Consider the following 20,679-nt stretch of genomic DNA (forward strand, 5'->3'; position numbering starts at 1 on the left):
CCATCTCGCTCAAGGCAAGGGTTCGATGCTCATCACGGTGTAGGCGCCGTTGACCTGCATGGCAGTGAAACGCACCTTGTCGCCCGCCTTGACCTTGCCCAGCAGGGCCGGGTCGTTCGCCTGAAAAACCATGGTCATGGGTGGCATGTCCAGGTTCTTGATCTCGCCGTGCTTGAGCGTGATCTTGCCGGCGGCGCTGTCCACCTTGCGCACCTCGCCTTCGGTCGTGGGCAGCGCCTCGGTGCCTGTGGCTGTGCGCTTGAAGCCTGCCGTGTTGCCCGCGTAATGCTGGTACACGCGGCCTGTGCCGTCGGGCTGCACCAGCACCACGTCGTAGGCGTCGCGGCGCTCGCCATAGACGGCGCCATCCATGCCCGGGCTGCCCACCGGCATGCCGGGCACGGCCAGGCCGATGGCCTTGGGTTTCTCGGTCAGCAGGCGGCGGATCTCGCGCGCGTTCACATGGCCTTCGATTGCGTAGCCACCGATCAGACCGGTGTGGCAAGAGGCGAACTTCTCGGGCAGGCCCAGGCGCTTGCGCACGGCGGCGTTGCCGGTGTCGAAAACCTGCACCTGGAAGCCATCGGCCTGCAAGTGGCTCACCCAGTCGTGGCAGCAGCCGCAGCTGGGGTCTTTCCAGACCTGCAGCACCGGCAGGGCGGGTGGCGTTTGTGCCCAGGCGGGCAGCACTGCGGCGGCGGTGATGGCTGCGGCAGCGCTGATGAGGGAACGTCGTTGCATGGTGGTCTCCTGGTGAATCAAGCTTTGGGCGCAACGCGGATGGTGCCGCGCATGCCAGCGGAAAAATGGCCGGCGATCAGGCAGGCGAACTCGAAGTCGCCCGGTCGATTGAAGGTCCAGACGATCTCGCCTTGCTTGCCGGCCGGCACGTGCGCCATATAGGGCTCCTCGTGTTGCATGTTGGGAAACTTCAGCATCATCTCGGCGTGGGCCTTGAGCTCATCTTGGGTGCCGATCACGATCTCGTGCAGCACCTGGCCCACATTGACGGCGCGGATGCGCAGCGTGTCGCCCTCGCGCACATTGAGGTGGTTGGGCGTCATCTTCATGTCGTCGCTCATGCGGATGTCCACCGTGCGCCGGGCCTTGGCCGGCTCGGCGGCGATGCCCCAGGGCTTCTGCTCCTTGACCACCGGGCCGGTGGCCTTGGGGTGCTGGTCACCGTGGGCAAAGGCGCGCGGCAGGGCCAGCGCCAGGGGAAGGGTCAGCAGGCTGCGTCGGGTCTGGAAGGTCATGCGTGTTCTCCGTGAAAGTTTCAGTGGTGGTCGTGGCCGCCCGCGGGCTTGCGCACGGTGCTGGTGGCCGGTGGGGTGGGGTTCGTGGATGGGGCGGGGCGCGTGGCCTGTGGGGCGGTGCCGGTGTCCACCAGCCGCGCCTGAGTGCCTGGTGGCAGCTTGTAGACGCCCGGGTCGCTGTAGTCGCCCGTCTTCTGGTCAGCGCGCACCTTGAGCGTGGTGAACATGCCGCCCATCTCGATGGCGCCATACGGCCCGGTGCCGGTCATCATGGGGAAGGTATTGGTGGGTAGCTCCATCTGCATCTCGCCCATGTCGGCCATGCCGCGTTCGCCCATGACCATGTAGTCGGGCACGGCGCGCTGCAGCGGCTTCACCAGACCTCGGTGGTCCACGCCGATCATGGTGGGCACGCCGTGGCCCATGGCGCCCATGGTGTGGTGGCTCTTGTGGCAGTGCATGGCCCAGTCTCCCGGCTCGTCGGCCACGAACTCCAGCTGGCGCATCTGTCCCACGGCCACGTCGGTGGTGACCTCGGGCCAGCGAGAGCCCTTGGGTGTGGGGCCGCCGTCGGTACCGGTCACTTCAAACTCGATGCCGTGGATGTGGATCGGGTGGTTGGTCATGGTGAGGTTGCCCACGCGCACGCGCACCCGCTCGCCCAGGCGCGCCACCAGCGGCGTGATGCCGGGGAACACGCGGCTGTTCCAGCTCCAGATGTTCTGGTCGAGCATGGTGTTGACCTGCGGCGTCATGCTGCCGGGCTCCACGTCGAAAGCGTTGAGCAGGAAGCAGTAGTCGCGCTGCACGTCCTCGATCAGCGGGTGCTTGGCCTTCGGGTGCGTGATCCACAGGCCCATCATGCCCATGGCCATCTGCGTCATTTCATCGGCGTGCGGGTGGTACATGAAAGTGCCGGGGCGCCGTGCGGTGAACTCGTAGACGAAGGTCTGCCCGGGCTTGATCTGCGGCTGGTTCAGGCCACCCACTCCGTCCATGCCGTTGGGCAGGCGCTGGCCGTGCCAGTGGATGGTGGTGTGTTCGGGCAGGCGGTTGGTCACATAGATGCGCACCTGGTCGCCCTCGACCACCTCGATGGTCGGGCCCGGGCTCTGCCCGTTGTAGCCCCACATGTTGACCATGAAGCCCGGCGCCATCTCGCGCACCACAGGCTCGGCCACGAGGTGGAATTCCTTCACACCTGCGTTCATGCGCCAGGGCGCGGTCCAGCCGTTGAGCGTGACCACCGGGTTGTAGGGCCGGCCTGCGCCCGTCACCCCCGGGGGCGTCCAGGGCGGGGCGGTGTTGGCAGAGGTTTGCTGCACGGGCTCGGGGATGGCGGCCAGGGCCACGCGGCTCACGCTGGTGGCCGCCACGGCGCCCACGGCAGCGCCAGCCAGCCAGTTTCTTCGGTTCATCGTCTTGTTCATGTCAGTGTCCTGCCGGGGTGGTGGTGGTGCCTGCGCCGGCGTTGGAGGCGGTGTCGGGGCCGGCGTAGCCGGCACCGTTCAGCAGGGCTTGCCAGTCGGCATGGGCGCGCCAGTAGTCGCGCCGGGCCTGCAAGGCGGCGTCAAGCGACTGCATGCGCTCGCGCGCGCTGGCGAGCAGGTCCCAGCTGCTCTGCAACATGCCGTTGTAGCGCAGCACGGTTTCCTGCTCCAGGGCGGCTTGCAGCTGGGCCACCACGTTTTGCGCATGCAGCGCGCTGGCGTGGCGGGCCTGCAGCTCCGCCCAGGCCTGGCGTGCCATGGAGCGGCGCTCGCTCGCGGCGCGCAGCAAGCTGGCCTCGGCGCGGGTCGCGCGCTCCAGGGGGTGGTCGCGCAGCAGCGAGAGGTTGCCGATGTGCGGTGGGGTCGACGCTGTGCCCGGGTCGGGCATGGCCACCAGGGCGGCGTCCACCGCCGCGGCCCAGGTCTGCCGGCGGCTTGCGCTCACGGCGTTGAGTTCGCGCTGTGCCTCGGTGCGTTGCAGATTGAGCAGTGGATCAGCTCGCAGCACGGCTGCCTCCAGTGTGGTTTCGCTCAGACCAGCGCCTGGGGCCGCGCGCGGCGGCGGGGCCGGCAGGCTCGCCGGCAGGCGCTCGCCCAGCCGGGCCACGGCTTGTGCATCCCACAGGCCGAGCAGTTGGGCGAGCCGTTCCTGGGCGGCCAGGGCCGTGCCCTGCGCATTCACGCTGACCTGCCAGGCGCTGGCTTCGGTCAGCTGTTCGCGCATCAGCTTGGCCTGGCTCCAGTTGCCGGCCACCACCATGCGCCGGCCAAGTTCGCTGCCGGTGCGCGTGGCGTCCCACAGCTCGCTGGCGTGGCGCCAGCTCTGGCGCGCGCTCACCGCGTCGACCCAGGCGCGCTGCACGTCGCGCACGTGGCCGGCGTAGGCCACCTGCACGGCGGCCTGGTCGAGCGCGTTCATGTCGGCGTGGGTGAACAGGTCGGGCCGCAGGCGCAAGGACAGGCGCAGCGCCTGCGCCACATCCAGCGGCTCGGGGCGGGCGCTGTTGCCTTCAGCCGCGGGCGCGGCGTCACCGGGGTTGCGGGCTTCCCAGCGCAGCAGGTCGGCGTGGCCTCGCGGGAACTCGGCAACGCGCTCGTTGGCGCGTTGCCAGATCTCGCGTGCCCGGGCGATGTCGGCCGGGCGCTCTTGCGGCGCGGTGGCGCCAGTGGCGGGCAGGGCCAACGGTGCCACAGCCGATGCGGGGGTCGCCGGATCGGCGGCTTGAAGCGCGTTGTCAGGCTGCGCCAGCGCCGGCCATCCGAGCGCCGACAGGCAGATCAGGCTCAAGGCCGCGATGCAACTGCGCGTGTGTGTGAAAGGCGGTGACAACCGCCGCAAAACCACCATGAAAATCTCCTGAAATCACGAACCGACGCCCGCTGCCGCAGCCTTGGTCGGGCTGCTGCGGACGCACCTGTGGCATGTGAACTCAGGAAATGGGTGGTTTGATGCCCCGTTGGGCCTCGGTGCTGGCGAATCGATCGGCGGGCGGTGCGAGCCGGCTGTGCACCGTGGGTGGGGTCTGCACGCCGGGCATGGCCATTGCCAGGGCTGGGCCATTGCAGACATCACAGGCGCTGTGTGGGTGGTCGCCGTCGTTCTGAGCCGATGTGGCGTGCTCGTCACAAGCGCAATGGTCGTGACCGGTGCCGTGCTCTTCCATGACCATGGTCGCGTGGGCGGGCAGGGTCAACATCTCCACCGCCATGGCGTCGCCCACCCAGCCGCGCAGGGGCAGCAAGGCGATCATGAGGACGAGGAACCAGTGGCGCATGGGTATGGATGATACGGATCGATCGGTATTGGTTCCATCCGTCCGGGTTGAAACCGGTTGTTTCAGATGGGGCATTGCAGCACCAGCGCCTGCACCGGCTGGGTGAGCGTGGGGTCGCTCACCACGAAGGCCACACGCTGCGTCGAGCCAGCGGGCAGCACGAGCCGGGCGCTGTTGCCATGCGCGGCGCTCCAGGAGGGCACCGGTTGGTACCTGCTCACCACATGGTCGTGGCGGAGATCTTCGCCAGCGTTCTCGCCTCGCGTGACCTTGCTCACCAGGCCGTCCTGCAGCACCGCCCAGTAGCCCGCCAGCTCGGTGCCCTGGGTGGCCGCGATCTGCGCCGTGACCACGTTGCCCTGGCGGCTCAGCCGCAAGGCCGGCGCGGCCGCGGCGGGCAAGCCACCCAGGCTGCTGGCGCTCTGGCCGTTCCAGTCGCGGTGGTCGCGCCCGTTGAGCACCACCTGGGGCGTGTAGACGTGTTTGCCACCCAGGGCCTCCTTCATCCGGTATTGCCGGGCGGTGGTTTCCGGTGTGGCGAACGGATCGCGCCAGCCCAGGTGGTTCCAGTAGTTCACGTGGAAGGAGAGGGCAAGCACGTTGTCCCTGGCCTTGAGGGTGGAGAGCCAGCGGTCGGCCGGTGGGCACGAGCTGCAGCCTTCGGACGTGTAGAGCTCCACCACGGCCGGTGGTCGGGGTCCCGAGCGGATTTCGCAGCTTTGGGCGGCCGCCCCCACCGTGAGGAAAACGCCTGCGAGGGCGGCGAGGGTGGGCAGAGCGCGTGGGGTGGTGGGCATGGCCATCTCCGAAGGTGGTGATGGCGGTTGGTCGGCCACCGACCTGCTGGCTTACACCCGAACCGATGGGAGGTGGGTGGCCGCTCGGGTCAGCGCAGGTCGGGGGCCACGCCGAAGCGCACCGGCTCCGCCCTGGGTGCGGGTGGTGCCAGTCCGGCGGTGGCCGGCGGGCTGGCCACCGCCGGCGGCGGCACCATGCCGCGCTGCTGCATCACGGCGCGCAAGCGGTCGGGGTAGTCGGTGATCAGTCCGTCCACCCCCCAGTCGATCAGGCGCGCCATGTCGTTGGGCTCGTTCACCGTCCAGGGAATCACGCGCAGGTTTAGCGAACGGGCCCGCGCCAGCGTGGCCTGGCTCAGGTCGTTGAAGTGGGGCGACCAGAGCCTGCCGCCAGCGGCCGCCACCATGGTCGGAGCATCCTCGAAATCGGCGAGCTTCAGGCCCGAGGTCCATTCACCTTCGGCCAGCGTGTTGAAGCGGGCGAGCTGGGCCGACAGGAACGACAGCGGCAGGCCCGGCGCGATCGACTGGCTGGCCTTGAGCACGCGCCAGTCAAAGCTTTGCAGGGTCGTGCGCGAGGCCATGCCCTGGCTGTTGATGACGGACGCCACCGCGCGCACGAAGGCTTCGGGTTCGGGCGACTCGTCGGGGCGGCGCGGATGCAGCTTGAGCTCGATGTTGAAGCGAACATGACCGGCTCCCAGCCGCTTGACCCGCTCGAAGAGGGCGGCCAGTGTGGGGATGCGCTCACCGTCTTGTGGCGCCTGGTTCTGGAAATCGCGCGCGTAGCGGCTGGCCGGGTTGATGCGCCCCACATCCAGGCCGGCGATCTGCTCCAGGCTGAGCTGGTTGAAGGGTTTGCCGCGCGACTGCAGCCACTTGCCGCTGGCATCGCGGGTGATGTCGGGGTTGGGCGCGGTGTCGTGCGAGACCACCGGCACCCCCTCGGCGCTGAGCACCACGTCGAATTCGAGGGTGGTCACGCCGATGGCCAGGGCCTGTTCGATGCCGGCGAGCGTGTTCTCGGGTGCCAGGCCCCGCGCGCCCCGGTGGCCCTGCGCGTCAAAGGCCAGCGCAGCGCCCGCGCACCACACCGACAGGCCCAGCGCGGTGGTGCAACTCCAGCGCAGCCACGAGAGCCGTTGAACGGTGAACGGGGGTTGCGTGGTCATGTGGGCCTCCTCGAGAACCCGCGCATTGTGTCAGCGCCACATGACCCTCACAAGTCAAACAACCTGCCGTGAAAAGAAGCGTTACGAATCAATGCCCGAGGATCTTGGAGAGGAAGTCCCGGCTGCGTTCGTTCTGCGGGTGGTTGAAGAATTCGGTGGGCGTGTTCTGCTCCACGATCTGGCCCTGGTCCATGAAAATCACGCGGTCGGCCACGGCCTTGGCGAAGCCCATTTCGTGGGTCACGCAGATCATGGTGATGCCCAGGTTGGCCAGCTCCACCATCACGTCGAGCACCTCCTTGATCATCTCCGGGTCGAGCGCCGAAGTGGGCTCGTCGAACAGCATGATCTTGGGCGTGAGGCACAGCGCGCGCGCAATCGCCACGCGCTGCTGCTGGCCACCCGAGAGCTGCAAGGGGTACTTGCCGGCCTGTTCGGCAATGCGCACCCGCTGCAGCTGCACCATGGCCTTCTCCTCGGCCTCCTTCTTGGGCATCTTGCCGACCCACATCGGGGATAGCGTGAGGTTTTCCAGCACGGTCAGGTGCGGGAACAGGTTGAACTGCTGGAACACCATGCCCACGTTCTTGCGCACCTGGTCGATCGCCTTGATGTCGTCGGTGAGCTCGATGCCGTCAACGAACAGATGGCCTTGCTGGTGTTCCTCCAGGCGGTTGATGCAGCGGATCAGCGTGGACTTGCCCGAGCCCGAAGGGCCGCAGACCACGATGCGCTCGCCCTTGGCCACATCGAGATCGATGTCGCGCAGCACGTGGAAGTCGTTGCCGTACCACTTGTTGACCTTGTCGAAACGGATGATGGGATCTGACATGTTCTTGTTCCTTCAGCGGGCCTTGCTGGCGCTCAGTTGCTTCTCCACCCACAGGCTGTAGCGCGACATCGCGAAGCAGACCGTGAAGTAGATGAGGGTGATGAAGAGGTAGGCCTCCAGCTTGAACGGGCGCCAGTTCACGTCGGCGTTGAGTGCCAGCGCCAGTGCACCGGTGAGCTCGTAGAGCGAGACGATGGTCACCAGCGAGGTGTCCTTGAACAGCGAGATGAAGGTGTTCATGATGCTGGGCACCACCATGGCCAGGGCCTGCGGCAGCACGATCTTGCGTTGGGTCTGCCAGTAGCTCAGGCCCAGCGTGTCGGCCGCTTCCAGCTGGCCCTTGGGAATGGCCTGCAGACCACCGCGGATGATCTCGGCCATGTAGGCCGCAGCAAACAACGTGATGCCCGCGATCACGCGCACCAGCACGTCCAGCGTCACGCCCTGCGGCATGAACAGCGGAAACATGAAGGAAGCCATGAACAGCACCGAGATCAGCGGCACGCCACGGATGAGTTCGATGTAGACGATGCAGGCGGTGCGGATGGCGGGCAGCCGCCCACGCCGCCCCAGCGCCACCACCACCGCCAGCGGGAAGGCCAGGAAGATGGACAGCGTGGCCAGCATCACGGTCAGTGGCAGGCCGCCCCAGAGGTCGGTGCGCACACCGGACAGGCCGAACACGCCGCCGCCCATGAGGATGAAGAACAGCGCCAGGATGCCCACCCACATGAGCGCCAGCCAGGCCTTCCAGAAGAAACGCACACAACTCAGGACGAGGCCGCCCATCATGAGCGAGGTGGCCAGCAGCGGGCGCCATTGTTCGTCGAACGGGTAACGGCCAAACAGCATGACGCGGTACTTCTCGGCCACCACGCCCCAGCAGGCGCCCACGCCGCGGGCGGCCTGGCAGGCGTCGGCGTCGGGGCGCATCACGGCGTCGATCAGCATCCAGCGGATGAAGCCGGGCAGCACCCAGGCCAGCAGGCCGAGCACGAACAGCGTGACGAGGGTGCTGCGCCAGTCGGCGAACAGGTTGTGCCGGATCCAGGGCACGAGGCCCGAGCTCTTCACCGGGGAAGGGCGGGGGGCGATGGGCGCGAACGTGTCGGACATGCTCATCGCTCCTTGATCGCCACGCGCTGGTTGTACCAGTTCATCAGCAGCGAGGTGCTGAGCGAGGTGGTGAGGTAGACCAGCATGATGATGGCGATGCACTCCACCGCGCGGCCGCTCTGGTTGATGGTGGTGTTGGCGATCGACACCACGTCGGGGTAGCCGATGGCCACCGCCAGCGACGAGTTCTTGGTCAGGTTGAGGTACTGGTTGGTCAGGGGCGGCACGATCACCCGCATGGCTTGGGGCAGCACCACCAGCTTCATCTTCTGGCGCGGGTTCAGGCCCAGCGCGGCGGCCGCTTCGTCCTGGCCCCGGCTGACCGACTGGATGCCGCTTCGCACCACCTCGGCCACGAAGGCCGAGGTGTACATGACCAATCCCACCAGAATGGTCATGAACTCGGGGGTGGCCGACACGCCGCCGTCAACCATGAACACCAGCTGCTCGGGCACGTTCCAAGCTGTCGGCATGCCGGAGGCAGCCCAGCCGGCGAAGGCACACGCGATCACCAGCGCGATGGGGGTCCACAGGCGGTCACCATCGTGCCCGGTGGCTTCAAACCGCTGTTGAACCCGGCGCAGCCACAGCCACACGGCCACCAGCCCCACGGCCGCCCCTGCCGTGGCGGCACCCAGGCCGGCCGCGGGGTAGGGGAAGGCGAACCCGCCCTTGCTCAGGAAAAACAGGCCTGACAGATTCCAGGCCTCGTTGGAGGCCGGCAGGACATCGATGAAGATGAGGTACCACATCAGCAGCTGCAGCAGGATGGGCACGTTGCGGAACAGCTCGACGTAGCCGTAGCAGATGCCGCGCACCAGGCCGTTGCGCGAGAAGCGGCCCACGCCCAGCAGAACCCCCAGCAGGGTGGTGAACAGGATGCCGAGTGCGGCCACCTTCAGGGTGTTGAGCACACCGACCCAGATGGCCTTGCCGTAGCTCTCGCTCGGGTCGTAGGTGATGAGGGTTTCGCCGATGTCGAAGCCGGCGGCAGAGCCCAGAAAGTCGAAGCCGCTCTGGATGCCACGCACCTGCATGTTGCGTTGCGTGTTGTGCGCCAGAAACCAGATGCCGAGTGCGATCACGACCAGCGCGATCAACTGGAACAGCAGGCCACGGGTGGCCCGGCTGTTGAGCGACCACTGGCGCCTGCGGGGAGGGGGAGAAGGGGATTTCAAGACAGCCTCGGAGGTGGGTGAACCAGAAAGAGCTTGAAAAGAAGCACCGGAGCTTTCGCCCCGGTGCTCTTGACTGTCGGGTTGCCGTGCTGCGCAGCGGCGTGCGGGTTCAGCGCACTGGCGGTGCGTACATCAGGCCGCCCTTGCTCCAGAGGTTGTTGCTGCCGCGGGGCAGGCCGATGGCGGTCTTGGGGCCCACGTGGCGCTCGAAGATCTCGCCGTAGTTGCCGGTGGCCTTGACGGCGCGAAACGCCCATTCCTTGTCCAGGCCCAGCAGCTTGCCGGTGTCTTCGGTGCCCGCGCCCAGCAGACGCATCACCCCGGGGTTGGTGCTGCTGGTCTTCATCTGGTCGGCGTTGGCCTGGGTCACTTCGTACTCTTCGGCTTCCAGCAGGGCAAAGCCAACCCACCGCACGATGGCGGCCCACTCGTCGTCGCCCCGGCGCACGGCCGGGCCCAGGGGCTCCTTGGAGATCAGTTCGGGCAGGATCAGGTGGTCGTCGGGCTTGGCCATGTCTTTGGCGCGGCTGGAGGCCAGACCCGAGGCATCGGTGGTGTAGGCCTGGCAGCGGCCTGACGAGTAGGCGGCCAGCGCGGCTTCAAGTTTTTCAAACACCACGGGCTTGATGTTGAGCTTGTTGGCGCGCGAGTAGTCGGTCAGGTTGAGTTCGGTCGTGGTGCCGGACTGCACGCACACCGTGGCGCCCTTGAGCTGCTTGGCGCTTTTCACGTTGAGCTTCTTGGGCACCATGAAACCCTGGCCGTCGTAGAAATTCACGCCGGTGAAGCTCAGGCCCAGGGAGGCGTCGCGGGTCAGGGTCCAGGTGGTGTTGCGGGCCAGCATGTCGATCTCGCCGGACTGCAGGGCGGTGAAGCGCTGCTGGGCGGTCAGGGGGACGAAGCGCACCTTGTCCGGGTTGTTGAGAACCGCCGCGGCCACCGAGCGGCACACGTCCACGTCCATGCCGCTCCACTTGCCCTGGCTGTCGGCCGCCGAGAAGCCGGGCAGTGCGGTGTTGACCCCACAAATCAGCTCGCCGCGTTTCTTGATGGCATCAAGGTCCTTGCCTGCGTGAGCCGGCATGCTGGCCAAGGTGGCTGCGGCGCTCAGGCCCAGGGCTGCGAGTTTCAGGGTCGTCATCTTCATCAGGTCTCTCCAGGGGTTGAAAGGATGTCTGCTGCCGCAGGACGCGCACCTGTTGGGTGCACACCGCGAACGCAATCGAATGTATTCCTGGCCTTTTGGGCCCGGGATCGGGGTTTACGTGTGAAAGCCATGCAAATCGCACATGACCACATCGAGATGGAAGCACGCGCACGCCCGCGAAGTTCGTCATGCAGGTTCCATGCCATTGGGGGGATTGGCGGTCGCGGTCTCTCCCGCGACATGGGGCGTTTTCTTTCGGCGAAGGCGACCCGTATCCTTTGCCCCGAACACAGAACAACGGAGACCAGCGCATGAGCAACAGCACCACGGTGGAGGCGGGATCTTCCGCGCCGCATCACCGCTTCTGGCCCACGCGCCTGCCCCACCAGATCACCCCGCCGGCCACCTCGCTGTGGCACAACCTGGCGGTCAGCGCGCTGCGCTACCCCGACAAGCCCGCGCTGGTGTTCTTCGATCAGGTGCTCACCTACCGGCAGCTGCTGGAACAGGCCGAGCGGCTCGCGGCGCATCTGCGCGAGCAGGGCCTGCAAGACGGCGAGCGCGTGATTCTGCTGATGCAGAACTGCCCGCAGTGGGTCGTGGCGCACTTCGCCATCCTGCGGGCCAACGCGGTGGTGGTGCCGGTCAATCCGATGAACCGGGCCGATGAGCTGCAGCACTACATCACCGACCCCGACGCGCGCGTGGCCATCGCCGCGGCCGATCTCGCCGGCGAGTTGCTCAAGGCCAATGCCGAGGTGCCCGAGGGCGAGCGTCTGCGCCACCTGGTCGTCTCCCACTACAGCGACACCTATGGCCCGAAAGCCGAGATACCGACCGCCTGGGCCGACTGGCTGGGTACACGCCACGCCCTGCCCGCGCTGCCCGGTGGCACGGTGAGCGACTGGGCCGAGGCCCTGGCCTGCAGCGGCACGGCGCCGGCCCACAACCGTGGCCCGGACGACCTCGCCGTGCTGCCCTACACCAGCGGCACCACCGGTCTGCCCAAGGGCTGCATGCACCCGCACCGCACGCTCATGCACAACGCGGTGGCCGTGGGCCTGTGGACCAACAGCACGTCCGAGAACGTCGGCCTGCTGGTGGTGCCCATGTTCCACATCACCGGCATGGTGGCGGGCATGCACGCATCCGTGTTCAACGGCGCGACCATGGTGGTGATGCCACGCTGGGACCGCGACCTCGCTGGTCAGCTCATCTCGCGCTGGCGCGTCACGCACTGGACCAACATCCCCACCATGGTGATCGACCTGCTGGCGAGCCCGCGCTTTGACCAGTACGACCTCTCCAGCCTGGTGCTGGTGGGTGGCGGCGGCGCGGCCATGCCGCAGGCGGTGGCGCAGCGCCTGCTGGAGCAGTACGGCCTGCGCTACTCCGAGGGCTACGGCCTCACCGAGACCGCCGCGCCCTCGCACAACAACCCGCCCGATCACCCCAAGCAGCAATGCCTGGGCATTCCCTTCATGAGCACCGAGGCGCGCGTGATCGACCCGATCACGCTGGAAGACATGCCGCAGGGCGAAGCCGGCGAAATCATCATCTGCGGGCCCGAGGTGTTCGACGGCTACTGGAAGCGCCCCGAGGCCACGGAGGCCGCCTTCATCACCGTCGAGGGCAAGCGTTTCTTCCGCTCGGGCGATCTCGGTCGCATCGACGAAGACGGCTACTACTTCATCACCGATCGCCTCAAACGCATGATCAACGCCAGCGGCTTCAAGGTCTGGCCGGCCGAGGTGGAGGTGCTCATGTTCAAGCACCCGGCCATCGCCGAAGCCTGCGTGATCGCGACTTCCGACGCCTACCGCGGCGAAAGCGTGAAGGCTCTGGTGGTGCTGCGCGAATCGCACCGCGCCACCACGAGCGAGCAGGACATCCTGGACTGGTGCCGAGAGCACATGGCGGTCTACAAGTGCCCGCGCACGGTGGAGTTTCTCAGCGCCTTGCCCAAGAGTGGAAGTGGCAAGGTGATGTGGCGCTTGTTGCAGGAGCAGGAAGCCACGAAGACGCCAGGCGTCGCCTGAAGCTCAGGCCCTGGTCGACATCTGTGGGTGCGTCGAGAACAGGTCCGCGACCCATTCCACGAACGCCCGCACCTTCGCGCTGAGGTGGCGGTTCGGCGGATACACGACGTAGAGCGGGATGTTGTGGCAGGTCCATTCGTCCAGCACCTGCACCAGCTCGCCGCGCTCGATCAGCGGCACCGCGGTGAACGCGCCGATCTGCGCCACGCCCAGGCCCGCGAGCACCGCCGCGGTCATGGCGTTGCTCTCGTTCACCGAGAGCCGGTATCGGCCCGAAATCTCCAGCGTCTGGCCATCTCTCTCGAACTCGTTGGCGAAGGGCCGCCCGTTGCGGGTGGAGAAATAGTTCACCGTGGTGTGCTCCAGCTCCAGCTGCTCAGGGTGCGTGGGTGTGCCGTGCGCCCGCAGGTATGCGGGCGAGGCCACCGTGATCAGCGGCACGTTGGCCACGCGCCGCGCCACCAGCGACTGGTCGAGCAACTCACCGCCACGGATCACGCAGTCCACGTTGTCCGCCAGCAGGTCGACCGAGCGGTCGGTCACGCCCAGGTCGAGCTGGATGTCGGGGAAACGGCGGTAAAAGTCGGCCAGTGCGGGGATGATGATCTGCTGCGCCACCGAGGTGCCCACGTCCACGCGCAGGCGCCCGCTGGGCTTGGCCTGCGCGTTGGTCATGCTGGCCTCGATGTCGTCGAGGTCGTTGAGCACACGCACCGTGCGCTCGTAGTAGGCCGCACCATCGGGCGTGACGGTCACGCGCCGCGTGGTGCGGTTGAGCAGCTTGACCTTCAGGCGAGCCTCCAGGTGCTGAACCAGTTTGGTCACCGTGCCTTTGGGCAGGTCCAGCGACTCCGCCGCCTTGGTGAAGGTGCCGGCCTCCACCACGCGCGCGAAAACGCGTATTGATTGAATCTGATCCATGCCCTCACTCCTCGATGCGCTGTTTTGTGGGCGGATTGTTCATGCAATCGAAACACAGAACTGTTTGAACCTGGCTTTATCCGCATCAACGGCATGCCTATAGTCCAGCCCATGGGTTCAACTACGTCAACGTCCGCCTCCGTGGCGCAGACACACCCCCTGTCGGTGCCGGGCACGCCAGGGCTGGAGCTGCGCGTGTGGGGCAAGAAGCCGCGCGGTGGCGCGGTGCCGCTGGTGTTGCACTTTCACGGCGGTGCCTTCGTCTCGGGCGACCTGGACAGCGGTGCCTGCCTGGCCGAACTGCTGGCCAGCTCGGGCGCGGTGGTGGCCTCACTGGCCTACCCGCTGGCGCCCGCGCACCGTTTCCCCGACGCGGTGGAGGCCGGCTATGCGGCGCTGGAGTGGCTGTACAAGCAGCGAACCCGCCTGGCCGGTTCCACCGCGCCGCTGTTCGTCGCCGGTGAAGAAGCGGGCGGCAACATCGCCGCTGCGGTGGCGCTGATGGTGCGCGATCGCGCCCACCCGCCGCTGGCCGGCCAGATCCTGGTCGCCCCCATGCTGGACCCGTGCAACGCCACCGCCTCGCTGCGCCAGACCATGGGTGAAGCCACCGGCTGCAAGTGGATCGATGGCTGGCAGCAGTACCTGCGCGGCCCGATGGACGCCGAACATCCCTATGCCGTGCCCTGCCACGCGCAGCGCCTTGCCGGTCTGCCACCGGCGTTGATCCTGACCGGCGGCGACGACCCGATGCGCGACGAAGCCCTGGCCTACGCCGAGCGCCTGCGCGGCGCGGGCATCGCCGTGCACAGCGGCGTGTTGCCCTCCACCACCGGCTGGCCCGACTCGCTGAGCGAGCAGCCCCCCGGGGAATGTCCGTGCGCCGTCGAGGTGCGCGAACACGTCCGTGCCTTCTTCCAGGCCGCGACACCGCCACCGTCCTGACGGACGCCGCCCCCTTTTCCCACCACCCTGAAACGCCAACCCCGGTCATCCACCGGGGGAGGTCCCGCTCGCCCTCAAAAAGGAAAAACCATGTCCAACTTGCCCACTCCTCTGCGCCGCATCTGGTGGCCCACCGCCGCCGTCCTGGCTGCCGTCACCCTCGCGGGGATCGCACTCCTGCAGGAAGCCGGCGTCGCCCGGGCCAGTGCGCCGGCGAGCGCACCGCCGCCCATGCCGGTGTCCGTGGCCACCGTGACCGAGAGCGACATCGCCGCCTGGGAAGAGTTCTCCGGCCGGCTGGAGGCCGTGGAGCGGGTGGACATCCGTTCGCGGGTGGCCGGTGTGGTGCAGGCAACGCATTTCCGCGAAGGCGCCTTGGTGGCCAAGGGCGACCTGCTGATCTCCATCGACCCCGCGCCATACGAAGCGGAAGCGGCGCGCGCTGAAGCGCAAACCGTGGCGGCCCAGGCCCGCGTGACCCACGCCGGCAACGAGCTGACGCGCGCCAGCCGCTTGTGGGAAGACAAGGCGATTGCGCGGCGCGAGCTGGACGACCGCGAGAGCGCGCTGCGCGAAGCCGAGGCCAACCTCAAGGCCGCGCAGGCCCAGTTGCAAAGCAGCCGCCTGAGTCTGGGCTACACGCAGGTGCGCGCCCCGGTGGCCGGGCGCATCGGCAAACTGGAGGTGACCGTGGGCAACCTGATCGCCGCCGGCCCGGGTGCGCCCGTGCTCACCACCCTGGTGTCGGTCAGCCCGATCTACGCCAGCTTCGACGCCGACGAAAAGACCGTGACCGGCGCGCTCAAGGGCCTGGCGGGCGGTGCACGCCCGGCGGTCGAACGCATCCCCGTGCAGATGGGCACCTCGGCCACGAGCGACACGCCGTATGCCGGCCAGTTGCAGCTGATCGACAACCAGGTCGACCCACGCAGCGGCACGGTGCGCGTGCGCGCCGTCTTCGACAACAAGGACGGCAGCCTGATGCCCGGGCAGTTCGCGCGCATCCGCATGGGCCAGCCGCAGACCGCGCGCACCCTGCTGGTGAGCGAGCGCGCGGTGGGCACCGACCAGGACAAGAAGTACGTGCTGGTGGTGGGCGAGGGCGACAAGACCGAGTACCGGGCCGTCACGCTGGGCGCGCCGGTCGATGGCCTGCGCACCGTGCTCAGTGGCCTGAAACCCGGCGAGCGCATCGTCGTCAACGGCCTGCAGCGCGTGCGTCCCGGTGACGTGGTGCAACCGCAGACCGTGCCCATGAACAACGCCGTCGCCGTGGCCAAGTCCTGAGCCTTGCCAGTGAAAAGAACACCATGAACCTCTCGAAATTCTTCATTGATCGGCCGATCTTCGCGGGCGTGCTCTCGCTGCTGATCCTGATCGCCGGTCTGGTCGCGCTGCGCGGCCTGCCGATCTCCGAGTACCCCGAGGTGGCACCGCCCTCGGTGGTGGTGCGCGCCCAGTACCCGGGCGCCAACCCCAAGGTGATCGCCGAAACCGTGGCCACGCCGCTGGAGGAGTCCATCAACGGTGTCGAAGGCATGCTCTACATGGGCAGCCAGGCCACGACCGACGGCGTGATGACGCTCACCGTCACCTTCAAGCTCGGCACCGACCCCGACAAGGCCCAGCAGCTGGTGCAGAACCGCGTCTCGCAGGCCGAGCCGCGCCTGCCCGAGGAAGTTCGCCGCCTGGGCATCACCACGGTCAAAAGCTCGCCCGACATCACGATGGTGGTGCACCTGGTCTCGCCCAACGACCGCTACGACATCAACTACCTGCGCAACTACGCGGTGCTCAACGTCAAGGACCGGCTCGCACGCATCCCCGGTGTGGGCCAGGTGCAGATCTTCGGTGGTGGTGACTACTCCATGCGCGTCTGGCTTGACCCGCAGAAGGTCGCGCAGCGCGGCCTCTCGGCCAGCGACGTGGTCACGGCGATCCGTGGGCAGAACGTGCAGGCCGCGGCCGGTGTGGTCGGCGCTTCGCCGGGCTTGCCGGGCGTGGACATGCAGTTGTCCATCAACGCCCAGGGCCGCTTGCAGACCGAAGAGGAGTTCGGCGACATCATCGTCAAGACCGGTGCCGACGGTGCCGTGACCCGCTTGCGCGACATCGCCCGGCTGGAGATGGGCGCAGCCGACTATTCGCTGCGCTCGCTGCTCAACAACAAGCCCGCTGTGGGCATGGGCGTGTTCCAGGCACCAGGCTCCAACGCGCTCGACATCTCGGCCCAGGTGCGCGCCACCATGGCCGAGCTGCAGAAGAACATGCCCGAGGGCGTGGAATTCCGCATCGCCTACGACCCCACGCAGTTCGTGCGTGCCTCGATCAAGTCCGTGATCACCACGCTGCTCGAAGCCATTGCGCTGGTGGTGCTGGTGGTGATCGTGTTCCTGCAGACATGGCGCGCCTCCATCATTCCGCTGCTGGCGGTGCCGGTGTCGGTGGTGGGCACCTTCGCGGTGCTGCATTTGCTGGGCTTCTCGATCAACGCGCTCTCGCTGTTCGGCCTGGTGCTGGCGATCGGCATCGTGGTGGACGACGCCATCGTGGTGGTGGAGAACGTGGAACGCAACATCGAGGCGGGGCTCTCGCCGCGCGACGCCACCTACCGCGCGATGAAGGAAGTGTCGGGGCCCATCATCGCGATCGCGCTGGTGCTGGTCGCGGTGTTCGTGCCGCTGGCTTTCATCAGCGGCCTCACCGGCCAGTTCTACAAGCAGTTCGCAGTGACCATCGCGATCTCCACCGTGATCTCGGCCATCAACTCGCTCACGCTCTCGCCCGCGCTCGCTGCCCTGCTGCTGCGCGGTCACAACGCTCCCAAGGACGCGCTCACGCGCGGCATGGATCGCGTCTTCGGCCCGCTGTTTCGCGGCTTCAACCGCCTCTTCAACCGTGGCTCCGAGGCCTACAGCGGCGGCGTGCGGCGCGTCATCTCGCGCAAGGCGCTGATGATGGTGATCTACCTCGCGCTGGTGGGCGTGACCTTCGGCCTGTTCAAGGCGGTGCCCAGCGGCTTCGTGCCCGCGCAGGACAAGCAGTACCTGATCGGCTTTGCGCAGCTGCCCGACGGCGCCACGCTCGACCGCACCGAAGACGTGATCCAGCGCATGGGCGAGATCACCAAGCAGAACCCGAACGTGGAAGACGCGATCGCCTTCCCCGGGTTGTCGATCAACGGCTTCACCAACAGCTCGAACTCCGGCATCGTGTTCGCCACGCTCAAGCCCTTTGCCGAGCGCCAGCGCGCCGACCAGAGCGGTGGTGCTGTGGCGGGTCAGCTGAACCAGGCCTACGGCAGCATCCAGGACGCCTTCATCGTGATGTTCCCGCCACCACCGGTGGCGGGCCTGGGCACCACGGGTGGCTTCAAGCTGCAGCTGGAAGACAAGGCCTCGCTGGGCTATGAGGCGATGGACGCGGCGGTGAAAGCCTTCATGGCCAAGGCTTACCAGACGCCCGAGCTCGCCGGCATGTTCACGAGCTGGCAGGTCAACGTGCCGCAGCTCTACGCCGACATCGACCGCACCAAGGCGCGCCAGCTCGGCGTGCCGGTCACGGACATCTTCGACACCATGCAGATCTACCTCGGCAGCCTGTACGTGAACGACTTCAACCAGTTCGGCCGCACCTACAGCGTGCGCGCCCAGGCCGATGCGCCCTACCGCGCGCGCGCCGAAGACGTGGGCCTGCTCAAGGTGCGTTCGAACTCGGGCGAGATGGTGCCGCTGTCGGCGCTGATGAAGGTGAACTCCAGCTTCGGCCCGGAGCGCGCCATGCGCTACAACGGCTACCTCTCGGCCGACATCAACGGCGGCCCCGCGCCCGGCTTCTCGTCGGGCCAGGCGCAGGACGCGATCGAGCGCATCGCCGCCGAGACGCTGCCCCAAGGCATCGGCTTCGAATGGACCGAGCTCACCTACCAGGAAATCCTGGCCGGCAACTCCGCGCTGTGGGTGTTCCCGCTCGCGATCCTGCTGGTGTTCCTGGTGCTGGCCGCGCAGTACGAAAGCCTCACGCTGCCGCTGTCCATCATCCTGATCGTGCCCATGGGCCTGCTTGCCGCCATGACCGGCGTGTGGCTGGACGGGGGCGACAACAACGTGTTCACGCAGATCGGGCTGATCGTGTTGGTGGGGCTCTCGGCGAAGAACGCGATCCTGATCGTGGAGTTCGCGCGCGAGCTGGAGTTTGCGGGCAGGTCGCCGGTGCAGGCCGCGATCGAAGCCAGCCGCTTGCGGCTGCGCCCCATCCTCATGACCTCGCTGGCTTTTGTGATGGGCGTGCTGCCGCTGGTGCTGGCCACTGGCGCGGGCGCCGAGATGCGCTCGGCCATGGGTGTGGCCGTGTTCGCCGGAATGATCGGCGTCACCGCCTTCGGCCTGTTCCTCACGCCGGTGTTCTACGTGCTGCTGCGCCGCCTGGCGGGCAACCGCCCACTGCGCCAGCATGGCGAAATCCCCCACTTCGAGGGCTTCGCCTCCGGCGGTGGCGGCAGCGCGCGCGCCGTGCCCGCCGCTCCCCTGACCCATTGAAGAAGACACAGACGATGCACACCATGAACAAGCTCCATCACCTGTTGCCGCTGGCTGCCGCGCTCTTCCTGGCGGGCTGTGCCACCGCGCTGCCGCCGCTGCCGACGGCCGCAGACACGCCACCGCAATTCAAGGAACAGCAGCGCCAGAACGAGCACTGGACCATCGCCCAGCCCGCCGAGGCCCAGAGCCGAGGCACCTGGTGGAAGGCATTCAACGATCCGGTGCTCGACGACCTGGCCGAGCGCGCCGGTGCGAACAACACCGACATCCAGGAAGCGGCGGCCCGCCTGGCGCAGGCGCGCTCGCTGGTGCGCGGCGCCCAGGCCGACCGCGCACTGCAGATCGGCGTGGGGGCCGGCGCCTCCCGTGGCGCCGGGGCCAACACCGCCAGCGGCGCCACACCGGCCACGCTGCTCGAAGCCGGCGTGAACCTCTCGTATGAGGTGGACCTGTTCGGCCGCCTGGGGCGCGTGCGCGACGCGGCCGAGCTGGACGCGCAATCGCGCGAAGCCCTGCTGCAGAGCACGCGCCTGCTGGTGCAGGCCGAGGTGGCCCAGACCTACCTGGCGCTGCGCGCCGTGGACACGGAACGCACGCTGGTGCAGGACACCGCCACCGCCTACGGCGACACGCTGCGCCTCACGCAGCGCCGCTTCGAGGCCGGCGACGTGGCCGAGCTCGACGTGATCCGCATCCAGACCGAACTCGCCGCCACCGAGGCCGAGGTGTTCGCGCTCAACCGCGGCCGTGCCGAGCTGGAACACGCGCTGGCCGTGCTGGTGGGCGAGCCCGCCTCGGGCTTCGCGCTCGCCGCCACGAACGGCGACCGCGCGCTGCCGGTGATCCCGGCCGACGTGCCGGGCACGGTGCTCGCGCGCCGACCCGACGTGGCCGCGGCGCAGGCTTCGCTGCTGGCCGCGCAGGCCCGCGTGGGTGTGGCCCAGGCGGCCTGGTTTCCCAGTGTCTCGCTCACCGCAGCCGCGGGTTATGCGTCGCCCGACATCGGCGATCTCTTCAAGTGGTCGGCCCGCGCCTGGGGCATCGGCGCGCTGATGTCCGTGCCGCTGTTCGATGGCGGCCGGCGTGAGGCCGGCGTGCAGGGCGCACAGGCGCAGCTGGACGCCGCCGCCGCGAGTTACCGGGGCCAGGTGCTGAACGCCTTTCGCGAGGTCGAAGACCAGCTGTCCGCCCTGCGTTGGCTGCAGGACCAGTCGCAAGCCCAGGGCCGCGCGGTCAGTGCCGCGCAGCGCGCCAGCGCGATCTCTGAAACGCGCTACCGCAACGGGCTGGTCAGCCAGCTGGAGTTGCTCGACGCGCGCCGCAACGAGCTGGTCAACCGGCGGCAGGCGCAGCGCGTGGAGGCCGCCCGGCAGCAGGCCACGGTGCGGCTCATCCGCGCGATCGGTGGCGGGTGGGAGTCCGGCGCGCCGGCCCGGGGCGCCTGAGCACCGGAGGTGGGCCGGCGCCGGC

17 protein-coding genes are annotated in these 20,679 nt (G+C 68.0%); 5 read left to right on the plus strand and 12 right to left on the minus strand.

Features of this window, described 5'->3' with window-relative positions; genetic code table 11:
* Positions 1 to 9 precede the first annotated feature (9 nt).
* From F9Z44_RS23235 to F9Z44_RS07145, 11 genes are all read right to left on the minus strand, one after another.
* Positions 10 to 741, minus strand: a complete 732-nt coding sequence (locus F9Z44_RS23235) for a copper-binding protein (protein ID WP_159604755.1) — start codon at positions 739 to 741, stop codon at positions 10 to 12.
* A gap of 17 nt (positions 742 to 758) precedes the next feature.
* On the minus strand, positions 759 to 1,256 hold the full coding sequence (locus F9Z44_RS07105; protein WP_159604757.1) for a cupredoxin domain-containing protein: 498 nt from the start codon (positions 1,254 to 1,256) through the stop codon (positions 759 to 761).
* A 20-nt stretch (positions 1,257 to 1,276) separates the two neighbouring features.
* Positions 1,277 to 2,674, minus strand: coding sequence for a multicopper oxidase family protein (locus F9Z44_RS07110; protein WP_159608617.1), 1,398 nt, complete (start codon positions 2,672 to 2,674; stop codon positions 1,277 to 1,279).
* 13 nt (positions 2,675 to 2,687) lie between these two features.
* Complete coding sequence (locus F9Z44_RS07115; protein ID WP_159604759.1) at positions 2,688 to 4,094, minus strand: TolC family protein; 1,407 nt, start codon at positions 4,092 to 4,094, stop codon at positions 2,688 to 2,690.
* Between the two features lie 82 nt (positions 4,095 to 4,176).
* Positions 4,177 to 4,521: a hypothetical protein gene (locus tag F9Z44_RS07120; protein ID WP_159604761.1), complete on the minus strand. Its 345-nt coding sequence runs from the start codon at positions 4,519 to 4,521 to the stop codon at positions 4,177 to 4,179.
* Positions 4,522 to 4,583: 62 nt separating this feature from the next.
* The gene (locus F9Z44_RS07125) at positions 4,584 to 5,318 is read right to left on the minus strand and encodes a DUF1223 domain-containing protein (RefSeq protein ID WP_159604763.1); all 735 of its coding nucleotides are present in this window, start codon (positions 5,316 to 5,318) and stop codon (positions 4,584 to 4,586) included.
* Positions 5,319 to 5,407: 89 nt separating this feature from the next.
* Positions 5,408 to 6,490 carry a glycerophosphodiester phosphodiesterase gene (locus tag F9Z44_RS07130; protein ID WP_159604765.1) on the minus strand — a complete coding sequence of 361 codons (1,083 nt, stop codon included), beginning with the start codon at positions 6,488 to 6,490 and terminating at the stop codon, positions 5,408 to 5,410.
* Between the two features lie 88 nt (positions 6,491 to 6,578).
* Positions 6,579 to 7,322: an amino acid ABC transporter ATP-binding protein gene (locus F9Z44_RS22735; RefSeq protein WP_201450022.1), complete on the minus strand. Its 744-nt coding sequence runs from the start codon at positions 7,320 to 7,322 to the stop codon at positions 6,579 to 6,581.
* Between the two features lie 12 nt (positions 7,323 to 7,334).
* Entirely contained in the window at positions 7,335 to 8,438 is a 1,104-nt protein-coding gene (locus F9Z44_RS22740) for an amino acid ABC transporter permease (protein WP_201450023.1), read from the minus strand.
* A gap of 2 nt (positions 8,439 to 8,440) precedes the next feature.
* Positions 8,441 to 9,616 (minus strand): amino acid ABC transporter permease, encoded by a 1,176-nt coding sequence (locus F9Z44_RS07140; protein WP_236574286.1) that lies wholly within the window; start codon positions 9,614 to 9,616, stop codon positions 8,441 to 8,443.
* A gap of 109 nt (positions 9,617 to 9,725) precedes the next feature.
* Positions 9,726 to 10,763, minus strand: coding sequence for an amino acid ABC transporter substrate-binding protein (locus tag F9Z44_RS07145; RefSeq protein ID WP_159604767.1), 1,038 nt, complete (start codon positions 10,761 to 10,763; stop codon positions 9,726 to 9,728).
* A 311-nt stretch (positions 10,764 to 11,074) separates the two neighbouring features.
* Between F9Z44_RS07145 and F9Z44_RS07150 the strand changes: the two genes are divergently transcribed.
* The gene (locus F9Z44_RS07150; protein WP_159604769.1) at positions 11,075 to 12,802 is read left to right on the plus strand and encodes a long-chain fatty acid--CoA ligase; all 1,728 of its coding nucleotides are present in this window, start codon (positions 11,075 to 11,077) and stop codon (positions 12,800 to 12,802) included.
* Between the two features lie 3 nt (positions 12,803 to 12,805).
* On the opposite strand, the gene F9Z44_RS07155 is transcribed toward F9Z44_RS07150, so the two are convergent.
* Positions 12,806 to 13,723 carry a LysR family transcriptional regulator gene (locus F9Z44_RS07155; RefSeq protein ID WP_159604771.1) on the minus strand — a complete coding sequence of 306 codons (918 nt, stop codon included), beginning with the start codon at positions 13,721 to 13,723 and terminating at the stop codon, positions 12,806 to 12,808.
* A gap of 111 nt (positions 13,724 to 13,834) precedes the next feature.
* On the opposite strand from F9Z44_RS07155, the gene F9Z44_RS07160 reads away from it, so the two are divergent.
* From F9Z44_RS07160 to F9Z44_RS07175, 4 genes are all read left to right on the plus strand, one after another.
* Complete coding sequence (locus tag F9Z44_RS07160; RefSeq protein ID WP_159604773.1) at positions 13,835 to 14,668, plus strand: alpha/beta hydrolase; 834 nt, start codon at positions 13,835 to 13,837, stop codon at positions 14,666 to 14,668.
* A 90-nt stretch (positions 14,669 to 14,758) separates the two neighbouring features.
* Complete coding sequence (locus F9Z44_RS07165) at positions 14,759 to 15,955, plus strand: efflux RND transporter periplasmic adaptor subunit (protein ID WP_159604775.1); 1,197 nt, start codon at positions 14,759 to 14,761, stop codon at positions 15,953 to 15,955.
* Between the two features lie 23 nt (positions 15,956 to 15,978).
* Positions 15,979 to 19,206 carry an efflux RND transporter permease subunit gene (locus F9Z44_RS07170; protein WP_159604777.1) on the plus strand — a complete coding sequence of 1,076 codons (3,228 nt, stop codon included), beginning with the start codon at positions 15,979 to 15,981 and terminating at the stop codon, positions 19,204 to 19,206.
* Between the two features lie 23 nt (positions 19,207 to 19,229).
* Positions 19,230 to 20,654: an efflux transporter outer membrane subunit gene (locus tag F9Z44_RS07175; protein ID WP_159604779.1), complete on the plus strand. Its 1,425-nt coding sequence runs from the start codon at positions 19,230 to 19,232 to the stop codon at positions 20,652 to 20,654.
* Positions 20,655 to 20,679 lie beyond the last annotated feature (25 nt).

The sequence above is a fragment of the Hydrogenophaga sp. PBL-H3 genome (genome assembly GCF_010104355.1).
In the GTDB taxonomy this organism is placed as follows: Bacteria; Pseudomonadota; Gammaproteobacteria; order Burkholderiales; family Burkholderiaceae_C; genus Hydrogenophaga.

Excerpts from the sequence above, each read along its gene's own strand:
- F9Z44_RS23235 (WP_159604755.1), bottom strand. The coding sequence starts at position 741 with ATGCAACGACGTTCCCTCATCAGCGCTGCCGCAGCCATCACCGCCGCC.
- F9Z44_RS07105 (WP_159604757.1), bottom strand. The coding sequence starts at position 1,256 with ATGACCTTCCAGACCCGACGCAGCCTGCTGACCCTTCCCCTGGCGCTG.
- F9Z44_RS07110 (WP_159608617.1), bottom strand. The coding sequence starts at position 2,674 with ATGAACCGAAGAAACTGGCTGGCTGGCGCTGCCGTGGGCGCCGTGGCG.
- F9Z44_RS07115 (WP_159604759.1), bottom strand. The coding sequence starts at position 4,094 with ATGGTGGTTTTGCGGCGGTTGTCACCGCCTTTCACACACACGCGCAGT.
- F9Z44_RS07120 (WP_159604761.1), bottom strand. The coding sequence starts at position 4,521 with ATGCGCCACTGGTTCCTCGTCCTCATGATCGCCTTGCTGCCCCTGCGC.
- F9Z44_RS07125 (WP_159604763.1), bottom strand. The coding sequence starts at position 5,318 with ATGCCCACCACCCCACGCGCTCTGCCCACCCTCGCCGCCCTCGCAGGC.
- F9Z44_RS07130 (WP_159604765.1), bottom strand. The coding sequence starts at position 6,490 with ATGACCACGCAACCCCCGTTCACCGTTCAACGGCTCTCGTGGCTGCGC.
- F9Z44_RS22735 (WP_201450022.1), bottom strand. The coding sequence starts at position 7,322 with ATGTCAGATCCCATCATCCGTTTCGACAAGGTCAACAAGTGGTACGGC.
- F9Z44_RS22740 (WP_201450023.1), bottom strand. The coding sequence starts at position 8,438 with ATGTCCGACACGTTCGCGCCCATCGCCCCCCGCCCTTCCCCGGTGAAG.
- F9Z44_RS07145 (WP_159604767.1), bottom strand. The coding sequence starts at position 10,763 with ATGAAGATGACGACCCTGAAACTCGCAGCCCTGGGCCTGAGCGCCGCA.
- F9Z44_RS07150 (WP_159604769.1), top strand. The coding sequence starts at position 11,075 with ATGAGCAACAGCACCACGGTGGAGGCGGGATCTTCCGCGCCGCATCAC.
- F9Z44_RS07155 (WP_159604771.1), bottom strand. The coding sequence starts at position 13,723 with ATGGATCAGATTCAATCAATACGCGTTTTCGCGCGCGTGGTGGAGGCC.
- F9Z44_RS07160 (WP_159604773.1), top strand. The coding sequence starts at position 13,835 with ATGGGTTCAACTACGTCAACGTCCGCCTCCGTGGCGCAGACACACCCC.
- F9Z44_RS07165 (WP_159604775.1), top strand. The coding sequence starts at position 14,759 with ATGTCCAACTTGCCCACTCCTCTGCGCCGCATCTGGTGGCCCACCGCC.
- F9Z44_RS07170 (WP_159604777.1), top strand. The coding sequence starts at position 15,979 with ATGAACCTCTCGAAATTCTTCATTGATCGGCCGATCTTCGCGGGCGTG.
- F9Z44_RS07175 (WP_159604779.1), top strand. The coding sequence starts at position 19,230 with ATGAACAAGCTCCATCACCTGTTGCCGCTGGCTGCCGCGCTCTTCCTG.